This window comes from Klebsiella sp. PK18, from assembly GCF_057784655.1.
Genome location: NZ_CM173493.1, coordinates 3,706,888 through 3,723,062 on the forward strand (window position 1 = coordinate 3,706,888; position 16,175 = coordinate 3,723,062).

The window sequence follows — 16,175 nt, forward strand, 5'->3', positions numbered from 1 at the left end:
GCCCTCTCCTTACACCGTCAGCACTACGCAGCTATCCGCATCCCAGCATAAACGCACCTCGTCACCCCAGGTGGGCGTTCCTTTCCGATGGCGGTGTTCATTCTGCAACTGGGCGCTGATCATCTGCCCGCTTTGCAGGCGCACATGATAGATAGAGAGATCCCCGAGATAGGCGATATGAATCACCTCGCCGACGGCAAAATTGTAGCCGTCCGCCGGCGGTTCATCGCACAGCATGATCTTCTCCGGGCGCAGCGCCACCCAGACCGGCACGTTGTCCACCACCGACGCGTCGGGGTCGACCTTCAGCGGGTGCACCAGTCCTGGCGAACTCAACACCAGGCCATCCTCCAGACGCTCCTTCACCAGCCCTTCAAAGACGTTTACCGAGCCGATGAACTCGGCGCTATAGCGGGTGGTCGGGTGCTCGTAAATCTCTTCCGGTTCGCCAATCTGCACAAACTTGCCGCGGTTCATGATGGCGATACGGCCCGCCATGGTCATCGCCTCTTCCTGGTCGTGAGTCACCATCACGCAGGTCACGCCAACGCGTTCGAGAATATCCACTACCTCCAGCTGCATGCGATCGCGCAGCTTTTTGTCCAGCGCGCCCATCGGCTCATCGAGCAGCAGCAGCTTCGGCCGTTTCGCCAGGCTACGCGCCAGCGCGACGCGCTGGCGCTGGCCGCCAGAGAGCTGGTGCGGCTTGCGTTTGGCATATTCCTGCATATGCACCAGAGCCAGCATCTCCTGCACCCGGGCGGTGATTTCCGCCTTAGGCAGACGATCCTGCTTCAGACCGAAGGCGATATTCTGCTCAACGGTCATATGGGGAAACAGGGCGTAGGACTGGAACATCATATTGATAGGCCGCTGATAGGGCGGCACGCGCGCCAGATCCACGCCGTCGAGCATAATCTGCCCGGCGGTCGGTTGTTCAAAGCCCGCCAGCATACGCAGCAGGGTCGATTTCCCGCAGCCTGATGCGCCCAGCAGAGCAAAAATTTCGCCTTTATAGATAGTGAGACTGACGTCGTCGACCGCGTGCTGGCCATCAAACGACTTGGTTAAGTTACGGATTTCCAGTAGCGGGGTCAGCGCTTTGGGGGCTTTCGCCTGTGGGCGGGGCATTACGTCGTTCAATCGGGTGCTCTCCGGCAAAAAAACGATCACCATATGGTCCGGTGCCATACTTCGTGCTTAACAGTGCAATTGCACCATCCTGGTGCTTCTGCTCGCCGGGCGCGCTGCCATTTCCCGGCGAGTGCAGATCTGATTCGGCCCGTGTTCGACGGGCCGTCAGAGATTATTTGCCGCTCTTCACTTTGGTCCACGCGCGAGTGCGCACGCGGTCAATCTTCGGATCCTGCACCTTCAGCGTGAACAGTTTGGCGAACACATCCGCTGGCGGATAAATCGCCGGGTTGTTACGGATTGTCTCGCTGACCAGCGGTGTGGAGGCCTTGTTGCCGTTGGCGTAGAACACCTGGTCGCTGATTTTAGCGATCACATCCGGGCGCATCAGATAGTTAAGGAACTGATAGGCTTCATCTTTATTCTTGGCGTCGGCCGGCATGGCAAAGACATCAAAGAACGCCAGCGCGCCTTCTTTCGGAATAAAGTAGGAGACGTTGACGCCGTTCTTCGCCTCTTTCGCGCGGTTGGCCGCCTGCCAGACATCCCCTGCCCAGCCGATCGCAACGCAGATGTCGCCGTTGGCAAGGTCATTAATATATTGCGAAGAGTGGAAGTAGCGAATGTTCGGCCGCAGCTTCAGCAGCAGATCGGTCGCCGGGCCGGTGTAATCATCCGCTTTGCTGCTGTTCGGATCCTTGCCGAGGTAGTTCAGCACGGTGGCGAAAATCTCTTCCGGCGCGTCGAGGAAGGAGACGCCGCAGCTTTTCAGTTTTTCAAGGTTCTCCGGCTTCAGCACCAGATCCCAGCTGTCCACCGGCGCATCTTTACCGAGGACGGCTTTCACCTTATCCACGTTGTAGCCAATGCCCGTCGTCGCCCACAGGTAAGGCATGGCGTATTTATTCTCAGGGTCATGCTTGGCGACCAGCTTCAACACTTCGGGATCAAGGTTCTTCCAGTTGGGCAGCTTGCTCTTGTCCAGCGGCTGGAACACGCCCGCCGCCAGCTGGCGCTCAAGGAAGCTTGCCGACGGTACCACCAGGTCGAAACCGGTGCTGCCGGCCATTAATTTGCCTTCCAGTACTTCGTTGGAATCAAAAACGTCATACACGACTTTAATCCCGGTCTCTTTTTCAAAATTCGCTACCGTGTCCGGCGCAATATAATCAGACCAGTTATAAACATGCAGGGTTTTTTGTTCGGCGGCGAGCGAACCGGCAGAGACGGCCATCAGCGCACCCGTAACCAGACCTGTTAACCATTTTTTACCAAAGGCGGTCATATCTCTTATCCTTCTCAACGCCCGTTAATTTACGGGCTCAAATATACGCATTTCAACGCATGCAAGAATCATGCATATTTTTTCATTGCCTGAGAAAAGGAGAGCGGATCTCTCCCGGAGTGGTTGCTCGCAACTGGAAGCATCGCCAGAATAACTGTAGCCAGAATAAGAGGCTATAGCCCAGGTAAAAAAACGCCTTTTATCAAATTTTTATGCAATAACGGTCTACGTGATAAGCCAAAACGGCCTGAATGGCGGTGAATAATGCTTTAAGAGAAGGATAAACGCAGAATAAAAGCGGGTAATACGCAGCCGCTGCGGTAGTGGCTGCGCTAATTTTAGGCAGGTTTAGTGAAGAAAATGGTATTGCACGTTTTCCGCCGCGGGCTCTTCTTCTTCGCCTTTGTACAGCAGCTGGTTGGCGCCGGCTTCGAGGATCACCATTGAGATCTGCTCTTCGCTTTGGCGGAAGAACCAGGCGAACTGCTCCATGGTCACCCCCGGGCCGATAGACAACGACTGACAGACCACCAGCTTGGGCAAGTTATCGTCCTGAATATCGATAAACGCCTTCACAGTTAACGAACTGGCGTTGATAGCCGAGAGATCCGCCGACAGCGCCAGCAGAGCGGACGGCTTCACCTCCGCGAGGGCGGAAAAGAGCACCACGTTGTCTACCAGGTCAATTTTGGCATCAAAAATACCGTCGAAATTCTGCATATGCGGCAGATGCAATGCCTGGCAGGAATCGCACTCAAAAAAGCTGATGCCGATCTCATCCAGCCAGCGGCGTAGCGTATCCAGACCTGGAACGACCAGTGAATCCATAGTGCCTGTGACCCCTTACAATGAAAAAACGACGCCATAGCTTACGCAAAAAAAGCGCCGCATACCATGACAGACTTGCATCCAGCGGCTAGCCGCCTATTTTCAAACAGAATTCCGGCGTCGCCTGGCGCTCGATCCAGGCGATCATCCGGCTGGCGATGTCCACGCCGGTGGTGGTTTCCACCCCTTCCAGCCCCGGCGAGGCATTCACCTCCATCACCAGCGGCCCGCGGGTGGCGCGTAAAATATCAACACCGGCGACATCGAGCCCAAGGGTTTGCGTCGCCTTGATGGCAATCGCCCGCTCCTCGTCGCTAATCTGCGCCACCGTGGCCATGCCGCCGCGGTGCAGGTTAGAACGAAAGTCGCCCTCTTTAGCCCGCCGTTCGATCGCCGCCACCACCTCATTGCCGACCACCAGGCAGCGAATATCGCAGCCTTTCGCCTCGGCAATATATTCCTGCACCAGAATATGCGCATTCAGCCCGCGAAAGGCGTCGATCACGCTCTCCGCCGCCTGACGGGTCTCCGCCAGCACCACGCCGATCCCCTGGGTGCCTTCCACCAGCTTCACCACCAGCGGTGCCCCGCCCACCATGGCGATCAGGTCGCTGGTGTCATCGGGGGAGTGAGCGATGCCGGTCAGCGGCAAATCGATGCCCTGGCGCGCCAGCAGCTGCAGCGAGCGCAGCTTATCGCGAGCGCGGGTGATGGCGACCGACTCATTCAGCGGATAGCTTCCCAATAGTTCAAACTGACGCAAAGCCGCGGTGCCATAGTAGGTGATCGCCGAGCCAATCCGCGGGATCACCGCATCAAAATGCGGTAGCTGACGCCCTTTGTAGTGGATGGACGATGCCACCGGACTGACATTCATATAACAGGAAAGCGGATCGAGGATCTCGACCTGATGCCCGCGCTGTTGCGCCGCTTCGCGCAGGCGTCGACATGAATAAAGCGTTCCATCCCGGGATAATATGGCAATTTTCATCCTGCACCTCTGCAAAAAGACCCGCTCTGGCGGGCCTCAGCTATCGAACACACTTTCACCTTTCCTGCGGCCGGCGGCGGAGATCACCTGGCCGGAGCAGCAGTGTACACGTAATCAGCGTGTTGCCCACCCCTGCTTATGCAGATAGTCGAGAATAAACGGACGACTCTCTTTCACGATAGTGCGACGGATATGATCGCTCCAGGTATCGCGGCGGGCGTTGCTGCCGCGCGACAGATAATAGTGCGCCAGCTGGTCGTCATAGTCCGCCAGCAGCGCGTTATCCAGCGGCTGATAGTGGTTCTCATGCACCAGCATGGCGGCCGGCATCCGCGGCTTGATGTCCGGGTTATCCGCCGGCCAGCCAAGGCAAAGACCGAACAGCGGCAGGACGTGCTGCGGCAGCGCCAGCAGCTCGGTCACCGCCTCGATGCTATTACGCAACCCGCCGATATAGACGCCGCCCAGCCCGAGGGACTCGGCGGCAATCAGCGCGTTTTGCGCCAGCAGCGCCGTATCGACGACGCCGATCAGCAGCTGTTCAGCCAGCCCCAGCTGCGCCTGTGGGCAAATCTGCAGGTGGCGGTTAAAGTCGGCGCAGAAAACCCAAAACTCCGCCGCCTGGGCGACGTGCTGCTGGCCGCCGGTCAGCGGGACCAGTTGCTCACGCAGCGCGGGGTCGGTAATACGGATGATGGAGGTGCACTGTAAAAAACTCGAGGTAGATGCCGCTTGCGCGCTGGCGATAATCTCTGCGCGCTGTTCGTCGCTCACGGGGGCATCGGTGAAGTGGCGGATGGAACGGTGGCTGCGCAGCAGCTCAATGGTCGGCGTCATTACGTTTTTCTCTGTCAGACAAGGATTCAGGCTTTGGAGAGTGCGTTAACTGCGGGGCCACGATCTGCGCCATCCGCCACATAACGACGATGGCGGCGGGGATCATCAGCACGATCCCGGCAAAGAGCATCACCAGCGCCGCGGTCGGGCTGGCAATGGGCGCAGGCAGCTGGACATACTGGTTAAGCGAGAGCCAGGCGAGGGTTAACAGCCCCATCCCGAGGATCTCAACCAGGAGAATGCTTTTCGGCAACGGGGCAAATTTTCGCATCACGCCTCTCCGGTTGATAAGCGCGGCGCATCAGACAATCTCACTACGCCGCCGGGTCAGTATACGGGTTTTGATAGTACGACATTTATCAAACATAGCCGTAAACCATCGAAGCAAAAGGCAGAACCTTCTTTCCCTCACCGGTCAATGCAGGCATCATAAGCGCCATTCGCCATCCGGCTGAGGTTTAAGGAGAGAAGCAATGTTTACCGTTATTTTTGGTCGTCCAGGCTGCCCTTACTGCGTTCGCGCCAAAGAGCTGGCAGAAAAACTGACCAACGAGCGTGATGATTTTAACTACCGTTACGTGGATATTCACGCCGAAGGCATCAGCAAAGCTGACCTGGAAAAGACCGTCGGCAAACCGGTTGAAACCGTGCCGCAGATCTTCGTCGACCAGAAACACATCGGCGGTTGCACCGATTTCGAAGCCTGGGCGAAAGAGAACCTTGGCCTGTTTGCCTGAGTCAATTTATTTGCTCGATGAGTGACTGCGCCAGGTATCAAGCCAGGCGCAGATAAACAAAAAGCACAACGCCCCGAGCGCGCACCAGAACACCGCGCTCAGTACCCACGCCATCTCCTGCCAGAACGTTCTGTGCGTCACGAAGAACAGCCGCATCGTCACCATACAGACCGGCGCCGCCAGCATCGCACCCAGCAAAGGACGCAGTACCCGCTGTCCGGGAGAGAGGCAGCTCGCCGCCGCCCCTGGCAGCAAAAAGAAGAGCAGGCCCAACTCCGGGTTGCCGCTGGCGCGAAAGGCCCCTTTCATATGTAATAGCAGCGATAAGCACACCACAATGAACAGAACGAAGCCGCAGATAATACCGGCCCAACTACGCTCAGACTTCACCGTATCCTCCTGATGTTGCCTCTAACTCACGTCCACGTCGCCCAGTCAGATAAAGCATTTCGGCAATCCATGCCAATAACTCCCCAACCAGCCTAAAAACGATTGTCACTAGCCGCCGCATCCAGGAAGGATTAAACTAGCGGGTATATTTTTGCTGGTTATAACAGGGTGCCAGAATAGGTTCGCCACAACGCGAACGCCTGAGCAACCTTAGACCAAATAACCATTTCCTTCAACAACTTACTAGTAAATGAGAAGTTGGCTTTCGTGAATATAAACGTCGCAGATTTGTTAAACGGGAATTACATCCTGTTATTATTCGTTGTACTTGCATTAGGACTATGCCTGGGAAAACTGCGTCTCGGCTCAGTACAACTTGGTAATTCCATTGGCGTTTTAGTCGTTTCTCTCTTATTAGGTCAGCAGCATTTCGCGATTAACACTGATGCCCTTAATCTCGGCTTTATGCTGTTTATTTTTTGCGTCGGCGTGGAAGCCGGACCCAACTTTTTTTCCATTTTTTTCCGCGACGGCAAAAACTACCTGATGCTGGCGCTGGTGATGGTCGGCAGCGCGATGCTGATCGCCACCGTGCTGGGCAAAGTGTTCGGCTGGGATATTGGTCTTACCGCCGGTATGCTGGCGGGCGCCATGACCTCCACCCCGGTGCTGGTGGGCGCGGGCGACACCCTGCGCCATTTCGGCCTGCCCAGCGATCAGCTGGCGCAGTCGCTTGATCATCTGAGCCTCGGCTATGCCCTGACCTACCTGGTCGGCCTGGTGAGTCTGATCGTCGGCGCCCGCTATATGCCCAAGCTGCAGCATCAGGATCTGCAGACCAGCGCCCAGCAAATCGCCCGCGAGCGCGGCCTCGATACCGATTCAAAACGTAAAGTGTACCTGCCGGTGATCCGCGCCTACCGCGTTGGCCCGGAGCTGGTGGCCTGGGCGGATGGCAAAAATCTGCGCGAACTGGGGATTTATCGTCAGACCGGCTGCTATATCGAACGCATCCGCCGCAACGGCATTCTGGCCAACCCGGACGGCGACGCGGTGCTGCAGATGGGCGACGATATTGCGCTGGTGGGCTATCCGGACGCGCACGCCCGCCTCGACCCGAGCTTCCGTAACGGCAAAGAGGTATTCGACCGCGATCTGCTCGACATGCGCATCGTCACCGAAGAGATTGTGGTCAAAAATCACAACGCCGTCGGCCGCCGCCTGGCGCAGCTGAAACTCACCGACCACGGCTGCTTCTTAAACCGGGTGATCCGCAGCCAGATTGAAATGCCTATCGACGATAACGTAGTGCTGAACAAAGGCGACGTGCTGCAGGTCAGCGGCGACGCCCGCCGCGTAAAAACCGTGGCCGACCGCATCGGCTTCATCTCCATTCACAGCCAGGTGACCGACCTGCTGGCCTTCTGCGCCTTCTTTATCGTCGGCCTGATGATCGGCATGATCACCTTCCAGTTCAGCTCTTTTAGCTTCGGCATCGGCAACGCCGCCGGCCTGCTGTTCGCCGGCATTATGCTTGGCTTCCTGCGCGCCAACCACCCAACCTTCGGCTATATCCCGCAGGGGGCGCTGAACATGGTGAAAGAGTTTGGCCTGATGGTGTTTATGGCCGGGGTCGGACTCAGCGCCGGGGCCGGGATCAATAACGGTCTGGGCGCCGTCGGCGGTCAGATGCTGGCGGCAGGGCTTATTGTCAGCCTGTTGCCGGTAGTGATCTGCTTCCTGTTCGGCGCCTATGTGCTGCGCATGAACCGGGCAATGCTGTTTGGCGCCATGATGGGCGCCCGCACCTGCGCCCCGGCAATGGAGATCATCAGCGATACCGCGCGCAGCAACATTCCGGCGCTCGGCTACGCAGGCACCTACGCCATCGCCAACGTGCTGCTTACCCTTGCCGGGACGCTCATCGTGATCATCTGGCCAGGGCTACAATAAATTTTTGAGAAAAAAGCCGTCACAGGCAGAACTTTTTCTCAGGGCATCAGTCATAAGTAATGCCACTGCTTTTCTTTGATGTCCCCATTTTGTGGAGCCCATCAACCCCGCCACTTCGGTTCAAGGTTGATGGGTTTTTTGTTGCCTGAATTTATCCCTCACGCATGTCTCGCACCGCCTCAGCGCCCCTCTTCCTGCGCCCTCTCCCCCGCCAGCTGCCCAACCAGCAGCCGGATTGCCGCCTTCGACAGCGGCGCGCGGTCGGTGACAAAGTGCAAGGTCATCCCTTCAATAAAGGCGTCGAGACCGCGGGCGGTATCGGGGGCGAACCATTGCTCCAGCGTCTGCTGGCTGCGCCGCATCCAGTTCTGCATCACCCCCTTTAGCGCCGGCTGACTGCTGCAGAACGCGTACAGCTGATACATCAGCTCCATATTGCGCGCCGTGGTCACCTGGGCGCTGAAGATCAGCTCCGCGATGGCATCGCAGGCTTGTTCCCGGTTCGTTACCCCGGCAAAGCATTGCTGATACTGCGCCGACATCTCGGCGGTAAACAGGCTGAACGCCTCCTCAACCAGCGCCTCGATGCCGCTGAAATAATAGGTCAACGACCCCAGCGGCACATTCGCGCAGAGGGCGATTTTGCGGTGCGTCACCGCCTGGACGCCGTGCGCCGCGATGGTGTCCAGCGTCGCCTGCAGGATGCGCTCGCGGCGCTGCGGATCGTTCGGTCTACGGGCCATAATTTTCCTCTTCCGGTTTATGTACAAATGTACACATGCTTGCTACTGTTGTCTTCACTCTTCTCCTTTAAGGCGTTTACGGATGACGACGCAAACCTCGCGCAGAGCGCTCCAGCTTCGGCTGTGGGCGCTGTTTATGTTCTTTTTCATCCCCGGCTTATTAATGGCCTCCTGGGCCACCCGCACGCCGGCGATCCGCGATCAGTTGATGCTTTCTACGGCAGAAATGGGCGTGGTGCTGTTTGGTCTGTCGGTGGGGTCGATGAGCGGTATTCTCTGCTCAGCGTGGCTGGTGAAGCGCTTTGGTACCCGCAAGGTTATCCGCACCACCATGTCCTTCGCCGTACTCGGCATGCTGGTGCTCAGCCTGGCCCTGTGGGTCTCTTCCGCCCCGCTGTTCGCCTTCGGCCTGGCCATCTTTGGCGCCAGCTTTGGCTCCGCCGAAGTCGCTATTAACGTCGAAGGCGCGGCCATCGAGCGAGAGATGAATAAAACGGTGCTGCCGATGATGCATGGCTTTTACAGTTTCGGCACCCTGTTCGGCGCCGGGGTGGGCATGGCAGTGACCGGATTCGGCCTGCCTGCCGCCCCGCATATCCTGGCGGCCGCGCTGGTGGCTATTCTGCCCATCGCCATTGCCATCCGCGCCATTCCCGATGGCACCGGTAAAAATGCCGCCGAAGCCGCCCACGGAGAGGCGAAAGGTCTGCCGGTATGGCGCGACGCGCAGTTGCTGCTGATCGGGGTCATCGTCCTGGCGATGGCCTTTGCCGAAGGCTCGGCCAACGACTGGCTGCCGCTGCTGATGGTGGACGGCCACGGCTTTAGCCCCACCTCCGGCTCGCTGATCTATGCCGGCTTCACCCTCGGCATGACGCTGGGCCGCTTTACCGGCGGCTGGTTTATCGATCGCTACAGCCGGGTGACGGTGGTCCGCGGCAGCGCGGTGATGGGCGCCCTGGGTATTGGCCTGATCATCTTCGTCGATAACCCCTGGGTGGCGGGCATCTCGGTACTGCTGTGGGGCATTGGCGCCTCGCTCGGCTTCCCGCTGACCATCTCCGCCGCCAGCGATACCGGGCCGGACGCGCCCAAGCGTGTCAGCGTGGTGGCGATCACCGGTTATCTTGCTTTCCTCGTCGGGCCGCCGCTGCTGGGCTTCCTCGGCGAACACTTCGGCCTGCGCAGCGCCATGATGGTGGTGCTGGGTCTGGTGATGGTGGCGGCACTGGTCGCCCGCGCGGTGGCTAAGCCACAATCTGAACCCGTTATGGAGAACAGCTAATGAGCATCAAACTGATTGCGGTGGATATGGACGGCACCTTTTTAAGCGATGCCAAAACTTACAACCGGCCGCGCTTCCTCGCCCAGTACCAGCGAATGCGTGAACAGAATATTCGCTTCGTGGTCGCCAGCGGCAACCAGTATTATCAGCTGATCTCCTTTTTCCCGGAGATCGCCCATCAGATCGCCTTTGTGGCGGAAAACGGCGGCTGGGTGGTGAGCGGCAATGAAGACGTCTTCAACTGCCAACTGCCGCTCCACCATTTCAACGCCGTGGTCGATCATCTGCAGACCCTGCCGAATATCGAAATCATCGCCTGCGGGAAGCGCAGCGCCTACACTCTCAACCGCTATAACGACGCGCTGAAGAATGTGGCGGCGAAGTATTATCACCGCCTCGAACTGGTGGATGATTTTAACCACCTTGATGACGCGATCCTCAAATTTGGTCTCAACGTACCGGACAGCCTGATCCCGGAAATTCAGCCGAAGCTGCACGCGGCGCTGGGGGATATGGTCACCGCGGTGGCCACCGGCTACGGCAGTATTGACTTAATTATGCCTGGGGTGCACAAAGCCAACGGCTTGCGCATTTTGCAGCAGCGCTGGGGCATTGAGGATCATGAGGTGGTGGCGTTCGGCGATAGCGGCAATGATATCGAGATGCTGCAGCACGCCGGATTTGGCTTTGCCATGGCCAACGCCCGGGAAGACGTCAAAGCTGTCGCCAGCCATCACGCGCCGCACAACAACGAAGAAGGCGTGCTGCAGATTATTGATAAGGTGTTAAATCGCGAAGCGCCGTTCGCCTGATAAGACCCCGGATGCCTTTGTGCATCCGGGTTTGCCACCGGTTACGCCTGCTGCGAATTGCCGACGCTTTTATCTTTCAGGAAGTAGATCATCAGCCCCAGCCACAGTACCCCGCCCAGCAGGTTAAACAGGCTGAACAAGCCGTTGCCCCCCAGTTCATAAGCATGTTTGCTGAGCTCGATGCCGACGGTGAAGATCAGCATCTGCAGCATTCCCATCGCCGCCGAGACCGTGCCTTTGCTCATCTCGCTGGCGAACAGCGTTAAGCGCACCAGACCGGCATTCGCGAGGCCAATTCCGAAGGCGTAGAAGCTCAGGCCGGCGGTCATCCACAAATAAGCGTGGGAAGAGACCACGGTCGCCGCCGCGGAGAGGATCAGACCAAACATGATCGGCCAGCCGCCCATGATAATCAGCGAGCGCACGGTACGGCGCGAAGTGAGGCGCGCCAGCACCAGGTTACCGGCAATCAGCGCGCCGAAAATCGGCACCTGCAGCATGCCATACTCATAGCTGGTGGCCTGTTCGCCGCTGATAATAATCACCGGCGACTGGGCAATCCACGCCAGCAACGGCAGGCTGACAAAGCCTGTCGCCAGCGCGCCGGCGACGAAGCGCAGGTTTTTCAGCACCAGACGATAGTCACGACCCAGCTCTTTGACCGACAGCTTTTCGCCCAACCGCGTCGCAGTTTCCGGCATCGCCCGCTGCAGCCCGACGAACGAGATGCCCGCCAGCACGGCGAACAGGACGAACATCATCTCCCACGGCAGCACGTGCACCCAGGCGGCGCCCACCAGCGGCCCCAGCAGCGGAGCAATCAGCGCCACGTTGGCCATCAGGGCGGTGATTTTGATACACACCGCCTCCTCAAAAGACTCCTGGATCGCCGCATAGCCTACCGCGCCGATAAAGCACAGGCTGATCCCCTGCAGGAAGCGCAGCAGGGTAAACTGCTCAATGGTCTGCGCCAGCAGCGTCGCCAGGCAGGTGACGATAAACCACACCACCCCGGTCAACATCACCGGGCGGCGGCCAATACGGTCCGACAGCGGCCCCAGCAGCCACTGTAAAAACATGCCGCCGGCCAGATAGGCGGTCATCGAGGTAGGTACCCATTCGTTGCCCACCTGAAACTCCTGAACCACGGCCAGCATACCCGGCTGGATCATATCGTTGCCAATATAGGTGGAAAACTCGTACAGCACCAGACATAGCGGGAACAGCAACGCCTGCCTTCCGAGGCGGCGGCCTGAAAGCGAATAATTTTGCATGAAATCTCTTATCTATCAAAAATCGCGCAAAGTGTAATGAAACTCCCGGCGCGGAGATAGTGAATTGTGGGTGACACCGCACAATATTGCGAATTGCGCCCCCCCTCCAGACTCTCCCCCTGCTATTCAGCCTGCGTATATATTCCGTTTATGTTTCAGCAATGTGACAAACGATATACTGGCGCTTTTCAGGCGGTTAGCATTGAAATCCATTTGCAAGATTTCTTAACAACCTGATCTTTAAGACAATGCTGCTTTATCTCCACACCGCTTTTTTTTAGGGTAGGCGGCTTATTTGCTATCGGACCAACGAGCCTGGAAGTCTATGCTGGAAAATATTAACTACGCGCTGTTCGCCCTGATCAACGCGACGCCGGCCTCGCCGCAGTGGGCCATTGAGGTGGCGATCCTGATCGCCAAAGATCTGATTCTGATCGTGCCCTTGCTGGTAGTGACATTATGGCTGTGGGGGCCTGCCCAGCGGCAGATGGTGTTTAAGCTGATGCTGGCGCTGATAATTAGCCTGACCGTGTCGTGGGCGATCGGCCACCTCTATCCGCACGATCGGCCGTTTGTCGCCGGCGTAGGCTATAACTTCCTGCATCACGCGGCGGACGACTCCTTCCCCAGCGATCATGGCACCGTCAGCTTTACCTTTGCCCTGGCTTTTCTGTTCTGGCACCGCCTGTGGTCCGGCGCGCTGCTGATGGCCATCGCCGCCGCCATCGCCTGGTCCCGCGTCTATCTCGGCGTGCACTGGCCGCTGGATATGGTCGGTGGTCTGCTGGCCGGAATGTGCGACTGCCTTGGCGCGGCGCTGATCTGGCATACGTTCGGCCCGGCGCTGTATCGCCAGCTGCAGCGACTGTATCGTCTCTGCTTCTCCCTGCCGATCCGCAAAGGCTGGGTACGCGGCTAAACGCCAGCCGTCGCTGCGGCCACCGCGTGACTAACCCGTAAGCGACAGGTAAAATCCCGCTAACGCCCTGCCCCCGCAGGGCGATTTTAGCGCAGAGGGAATATGGAAACTCGCCGTGACGAACGTATCAGTCAGCTCATTCAGGCACTCAAACGCAGCGATAAGCTACATCTGAAAGAAGCCGCCTCCCTGCTTGGGGTGTCGGAAATGACCATTCGTCGCGACCTCAATGGCCACAGCGGCCCGGTTGTGCTGCTCGGCGGATACATTGTGCTGGAGCCGCGCAGCGCCACCCATTACCTGCTAAGCGATCAAAAAACCCGGCTGGTCGAGGAAAAGCGCCGCGCCGCTCGCCATGCGGCCGCGCTGCTGGAGGCCCATCAGATGGCTTTCTTCGACTGCGGGACCACCACGCCGTGGATCATTGACGCCATCGATGATGCCCTGCCCTTCACCGGCGTCTGTTACTCCCTGAATACCTTCCTGGCCCTGCAGGAGAAACCACAGTGCCGGGCGGTCCTGTGCGGTGGGGAATTTCACGCCAGCAACGCGATTTTTATGCCGCTGAGCCTTGAGGATACCCTCAGCCATCTGAGCCCCGACATCGCCTTTTACTCGGCGGCAGGCATTGACTGCGAGCAGGGGGCGACCTGCTATAACCTGGAGGAGCTGCCGGTCAAGCACTGGGCGATGCGTCACGCGCGCTACCATGTGCTGGTGGTCGACCACAGTAAGTTTGGCAAAGTGCGTCCGGCGCGCATGGGGGCGTTAGCGAAATTTGACGTGATCGCCAGCGATATCTGCCCGGATGATGAGCTGGTCGCGCTGGCGAAGGCGCAGCAGATCTCCCTGCTGTATTGAGGCGTCACTGACCGCGCCCCGCCGGGCGCGGTCATGGCATCAGGAGAACCAGCTGCCGAACCAGCCGTGGAGTTTCATCAGTACGAAGTCGATCATCCGGCTGAAGAAACCGCCCTCTTTCACCGGCTCCATGACGATCAGCGGGCGCTGCTCGATGGTTTTATCATTCAGCTTAAAGTCGATAGTCCCGACCACCTGCCCCTTCTCCAGCGGCGCGGTAAGCTGCGGCTGATTTAAGGTGTAGCTGGCTTTCAGGTTTTTCAGCTGGCCCTTCGGCAGGGTGATAGAGCCCGCCTCGCCGGCTCCCAGTTTCGCTTCGCTGCTGTCGCCAAACCACACGCGCTGGGTAACGAAGGTGGCATCCGGTTTAATCGGCGTCACGGTTTCATAGAAGCGGAAGCCCCAGGTCAGCAGTTTTTCTGACTCGTTAAAGCGAATGCGGTCAGTTTTGGTCCCCAGTACCACGGCGATCAGACGCATATCACCCTGGGTGGCCGAGGAGACCAGGTTATAGCCGGCCCCGGCGGTGGTCCCGGTTTTCACACCATCGGCGTTGAGGTTGGTGCTCCACAGCAGACGGTTGCGGTTCGGCTGGCGAATTTTATTGAAGGTGAACTCTTTCTCTTTATGTACCGCGTACTCTTCCGGCACATCGTGGATCATCGCTTTGGTCAGCAGCGCCATATCGCGGGCGGTACTGAACTGACCCGGCGCATCAAGGCCGTGGACGGTCATAAAGGTGGTGTTGGTCAGCCCCATTTTTTTGGCATAGCCGTTCATCAGGCTGACGAATGCGTCCTGGCTACCCGCCACGTAGTCGGCAATGGCAATGCTGGCGTCGTTACCGGACTGAATAATGACCCCTTTATTCAGATCTTCCACCGAGACCTGCATGCCGGGCTTGAGGAACATCACCGATGAGCCGCGCAGCGCCGGGTTGCCGGTCGCCCAGGCATCACGTCCGACGGTCACCATATCGGTGAGCTTGATTTTTCCCGCTTTTATCGCCTGCCCCACCACGTAGCTGGTCATGATCTTCGTCAGACTGGCCGGGTCGAGTTTTTCATCGGCATTGCCTTCGCTGAGCACCTTCCCGCTGGCGTAGTCCATCAGGATCCAGGCGCGAGCGTCAATCGAAGGGGCGTCGGGGAGTTGTTCTGCAGCCTGCACCGCAGGTGCGACAAGAAATAACAGCGCGCAACCTGCAGCGAGGCCGCGAAGGGAAAAAGCGTCATGCATCATAAGAGCCACCCAAGTATCCTTTCCAAACAAAATATGCCGCACCACTCTGACCGCGCCGCAGCAACCGGTGAGTAAAGCGTACAAATGACCTTAAAGAAACAGCGAGTTGGTAAAGTTTTTAAAGTTTACGCAATAACGTGCCGCTGTGCTTTAATCAGAACAACTTTTTTGATCGTGATTGCCTAAATATTAACTTTATCCCAACATGATCGCCGATCGCGCTGCAACGGCAGTGAAACAAACTCAGGAGCGAAAATGATTACACTGTGGGGACGTAATAACTCGACCAACGTGAAGAAAGTACGCTGGGTGCTGGAGGAGTTGGATCTTCCTTATGAGCAGATCCTCGCCGGGCTGGAGTTTGGTCTCAATCATGACCCGGAATATCTGGCGATGAACCCGAACGGGCTGGTGCCGCTGTTAAAAGACGATGCTACCGGGGTGGTGTTGTGGGAATCAAATACCATTATTCGCTACCTTGCCGCCCAGTACGGCGTCGATCGCCTGTGGCTGGCCGCACCGGCGCAGCGCGCGCAAGGGGAAAAGTGGATGGACTGGTCCAACGGCACGCTCTCTCCCGCCCATCGCCCGGTGTTAATGGGCCTGGTCAGGACGCCGCCGGAGCAGCGCGATCCGGCGGTCATCGCCGCGGGGATCGGCGCCTGTGAATCGCTGTTTGCCATGCTTGATGACGAACTGGCGAAAACGCCATGGCTCTCTGGCGAGCACTTCGGCCTTGGCGATATTGCCGTTGCCCCCTTCGTCTACAATCTGCTGACGATCCTCGATACCTGGCAACCGCGGCCCCATCTGCAGCGCTGGTATCAGCAGATTAGCCAGCGCCCCGCCTGGCACGCGGTCGTGAAGATCCCGGTCACCTGAGG

The 16,175-nt window shown here is 58.2% G+C and carries 17 protein-coding genes; 7 read left to right on the plus strand and 10 right to left on the minus strand.

Translation table 11 applies throughout. The features are described 5' to 3' along the window. Positions 1-9: 9 nt before the first annotated feature. The 6 genes from potG to AC3EMD_RS18140 form a co-directional block, all read right to left on the minus strand. Positions 10-1,143, minus strand: a complete 1,134-nt coding sequence (gene potG / locus AC3EMD_RS18115) for a putrescine ABC transporter ATP-binding subunit PotG (RefSeq protein WP_012542348.1) — start codon at positions 1,141-1,143, stop codon at positions 10-12. Positions 1,144-1,306: 163 nt separating this feature from the next. Next, positions 1,307-2,419, minus strand: coding sequence for a spermidine/putrescine ABC transporter substrate-binding protein PotF (gene potF / locus AC3EMD_RS18120; protein WP_002896368.1), 1,113 nt, complete (start codon positions 2,417-2,419; stop codon positions 1,307-1,309). Between the two features lie 348 nt (positions 2,420-2,767). Further along, on the minus strand, positions 2,768-3,247 hold the full coding sequence (locus AC3EMD_RS18125) for a type III secretion system chaperone family protein (RefSeq protein WP_002896365.1): 480 nt from the start codon (positions 3,245-3,247) through the stop codon (positions 2,768-2,770). 88 nt (positions 3,248-3,335) lie between these two features. Further along, entirely contained in the window at positions 3,336-4,238 is a 903-nt protein-coding gene (gene rimK / locus AC3EMD_RS18130) for a 30S ribosomal protein S6--L-glutamate ligase (protein ID WP_012542349.1), read from the minus strand. A 114-nt stretch (positions 4,239-4,352) separates the two neighbouring features. Next, positions 4,353-5,075, minus strand: a complete 723-nt coding sequence (gene nfsA / locus AC3EMD_RS18135; RefSeq protein ID WP_012542350.1) for a nitroreductase NfsA — start codon at positions 5,073-5,075, stop codon at positions 4,353-4,355. Beyond that, entirely contained in the window at positions 5,059-5,346 is a 288-nt protein-coding gene (locus AC3EMD_RS18140; protein ID WP_008805812.1) for a YbjC family protein, read from the minus strand. The genes nfsA and AC3EMD_RS18140 overlap by 17 nt, the downstream gene beginning before the upstream one ends. A gap of 202 nt (positions 5,347-5,548) precedes the next feature. Here AC3EMD_RS18140 and AC3EMD_RS18145 point away from each other — a divergent pair, with 202 nt between their 5' ends. Continuing rightward, on the plus strand, positions 5,549-5,812 hold the full coding sequence (locus AC3EMD_RS18145; RefSeq protein ID WP_002896352.1) for a GrxA family glutaredoxin: 264 nt from the start codon (positions 5,549-5,551) through the stop codon (positions 5,810-5,812). A gap of 6 nt (positions 5,813-5,818) precedes the next feature. On the opposite strand, the gene ybjM is transcribed toward AC3EMD_RS18145, so the two are convergent. Continuing rightward, complete coding sequence (gene ybjM / locus AC3EMD_RS18150; protein ID WP_008805811.1) at positions 5,819-6,202, minus strand: inner membrane protein YbjM; 384 nt, start codon at positions 6,200-6,202, stop codon at positions 5,819-5,821. Positions 6,203-6,469: 267 nt separating this feature from the next. Here ybjM and AC3EMD_RS18155 point away from each other — a divergent pair, with 267 nt between their 5' ends. Next, a complete protein-coding gene (locus AC3EMD_RS18155; protein ID WP_008805810.1) occupies positions 6,470-8,155 on the plus strand; it encodes an aspartate:alanine antiporter in 1,686 nt (561 codons plus the stop codon). A gap of 179 nt (positions 8,156-8,334) precedes the next feature. Here the strand turns inward: AC3EMD_RS18155 and AC3EMD_RS18160 are convergent, their stop codons facing one another. After that, complete coding sequence (locus AC3EMD_RS18160; protein WP_012542353.1) at positions 8,335-8,898, minus strand: TetR/AcrR family transcriptional regulator; 564 nt, start codon at positions 8,896-8,898, stop codon at positions 8,335-8,337. An 82-nt stretch (positions 8,899-8,980) separates the two neighbouring features. Here AC3EMD_RS18160 and AC3EMD_RS18165 point away from each other — a divergent pair, with 82 nt between their 5' ends. Together AC3EMD_RS18165 and AC3EMD_RS18170 are read left to right on the plus strand one after the other, a co-directional pair. After that, positions 8,981-10,183 (plus strand): MFS transporter, encoded by a 1,203-nt coding sequence (locus AC3EMD_RS18165; RefSeq protein ID WP_008805808.1) that lies wholly within the window; start codon positions 8,981-8,983, stop codon positions 10,181-10,183. Further along, positions 10,183-10,995 carry a Cof-type HAD-IIB family hydrolase gene (locus tag AC3EMD_RS18170; protein ID WP_012968637.1) on the plus strand — a complete coding sequence of 271 codons (813 nt, stop codon included), beginning with the start codon at positions 10,183-10,185 and terminating at the stop codon, positions 10,993-10,995. The genes AC3EMD_RS18165 and AC3EMD_RS18170 overlap by 1 nt, the downstream gene beginning before the upstream one ends. Positions 10,996-11,036: 41 nt before the next feature. On the opposite strand, the gene kdeA is transcribed toward AC3EMD_RS18170, so the two are convergent. Beyond that, positions 11,037-12,269 (minus strand): multidrug efflux MFS transporter KdeA, encoded by a 1,233-nt coding sequence (gene kdeA, locus AC3EMD_RS18175; protein WP_032732730.1) that lies wholly within the window; start codon positions 12,267-12,269, stop codon positions 11,037-11,039. A 325-nt stretch (positions 12,270-12,594) separates the two neighbouring features. Here kdeA and ybjG point away from each other — a divergent pair, with 325 nt between their 5' ends. Then, complete coding sequence (gene ybjG, locus AC3EMD_RS18180; protein WP_302073632.1) at positions 12,595-13,188, plus strand: undecaprenyl-diphosphate phosphatase; 594 nt, start codon at positions 12,595-12,597, stop codon at positions 13,186-13,188. Between the two features lie 102 nt (positions 13,189-13,290). Next, positions 13,291-14,049 (plus strand): DNA-binding transcriptional repressor DeoR, encoded by a 759-nt coding sequence (deoR, locus tag AC3EMD_RS18185; RefSeq protein ID WP_004151717.1) that lies wholly within the window; start codon positions 13,291-13,293, stop codon positions 14,047-14,049. Positions 14,050-14,088: 39 nt separating this feature from the next. On the opposite strand, the gene dacC is transcribed toward deoR, so the two are convergent. After that, positions 14,089-15,291 (minus strand): serine-type D-Ala-D-Ala carboxypeptidase, encoded by a 1,203-nt coding sequence (gene dacC, locus AC3EMD_RS18190; protein WP_004201290.1) that lies wholly within the window; start codon positions 15,289-15,291, stop codon positions 14,089-14,091. A gap of 255 nt (positions 15,292-15,546) precedes the next feature. Between dacC and AC3EMD_RS18195 the strand changes: the two genes are divergently transcribed. Then, positions 15,547-16,173 carry a glutathione S-transferase family protein gene (locus AC3EMD_RS18195; RefSeq protein WP_008805804.1) on the plus strand — a complete coding sequence of 209 codons (627 nt, stop codon included), beginning with the start codon at positions 15,547-15,549 and terminating at the stop codon, positions 16,171-16,173. Positions 16,174-16,175: the final 2 nt, after the last annotated feature.

Coding starts and splice junctions, on each gene's coding strand:
- potF (WP_002896368.1), bottom strand. CDS start 2,419: ATGACCGCCTTTGGTAAAAAATGGTTAACAGGTCTGGTTACGGGTGCG.
- AC3EMD_RS18125 (WP_002896365.1), bottom strand. CDS start 3,247: ATGGATTCACTGGTCGTTCCAGGTCTGGATACGCTACGCCGCTGGCTG.
- rimK (WP_012542349.1), bottom strand. CDS start 4,238: ATGAAAATTGCCATATTATCCCGGGATGGAACGCTTTATTCATGTCGA.
- nfsA (WP_012542350.1), bottom strand. CDS start 5,075: ATGACGCCGACCATTGAGCTGCTGCGCAGCCACCGTTCCATCCGCCAC.
- AC3EMD_RS18140 (WP_008805812.1), bottom strand. CDS start 5,346: ATGCGAAAATTTGCCCCGTTGCCGAAAAGCATTCTCCTGGTTGAGATC.
- AC3EMD_RS18145 (WP_002896352.1), top strand. CDS start 5,549: ATGTTTACCGTTATTTTTGGTCGTCCAGGCTGCCCTTACTGCGTTCGC.
- AC3EMD_RS18160 (WP_012542353.1), bottom strand. CDS start 8,898: ATGGCCCGTAGACCGAACGATCCGCAGCGCCGCGAGCGCATCCTGCAG.
- AC3EMD_RS18165 (WP_008805808.1), top strand. CDS start 8,981: ATGACGACGCAAACCTCGCGCAGAGCGCTCCAGCTTCGGCTGTGGGCG.
- AC3EMD_RS18170 (WP_012968637.1), top strand. CDS start 10,183: ATGAGCATCAAACTGATTGCGGTGGATATGGACGGCACCTTTTTAAGC.
- kdeA (WP_032732730.1), bottom strand. CDS start 12,269: ATGCAAAATTATTCGCTTTCAGGCCGCCGCCTCGGAAGGCAGGCGTTG.
- ybjG (WP_302073632.1), top strand. CDS start 12,595: ATGCTGGAAAATATTAACTACGCGCTGTTCGCCCTGATCAACGCGACG.
- deoR (WP_004151717.1), top strand. CDS start 13,291: ATGGAAACTCGCCGTGACGAACGTATCAGTCAGCTCATTCAGGCACTC.
- dacC (WP_004201290.1), bottom strand. CDS start 15,291: ATGATGCATGACGCTTTTTCCCTTCGCGGCCTCGCTGCAGGTTGCGCG.
- AC3EMD_RS18195 (WP_008805804.1), top strand. CDS start 15,547: ATGATTACACTGTGGGGACGTAATAACTCGACCAACGTGAAGAAAGTA.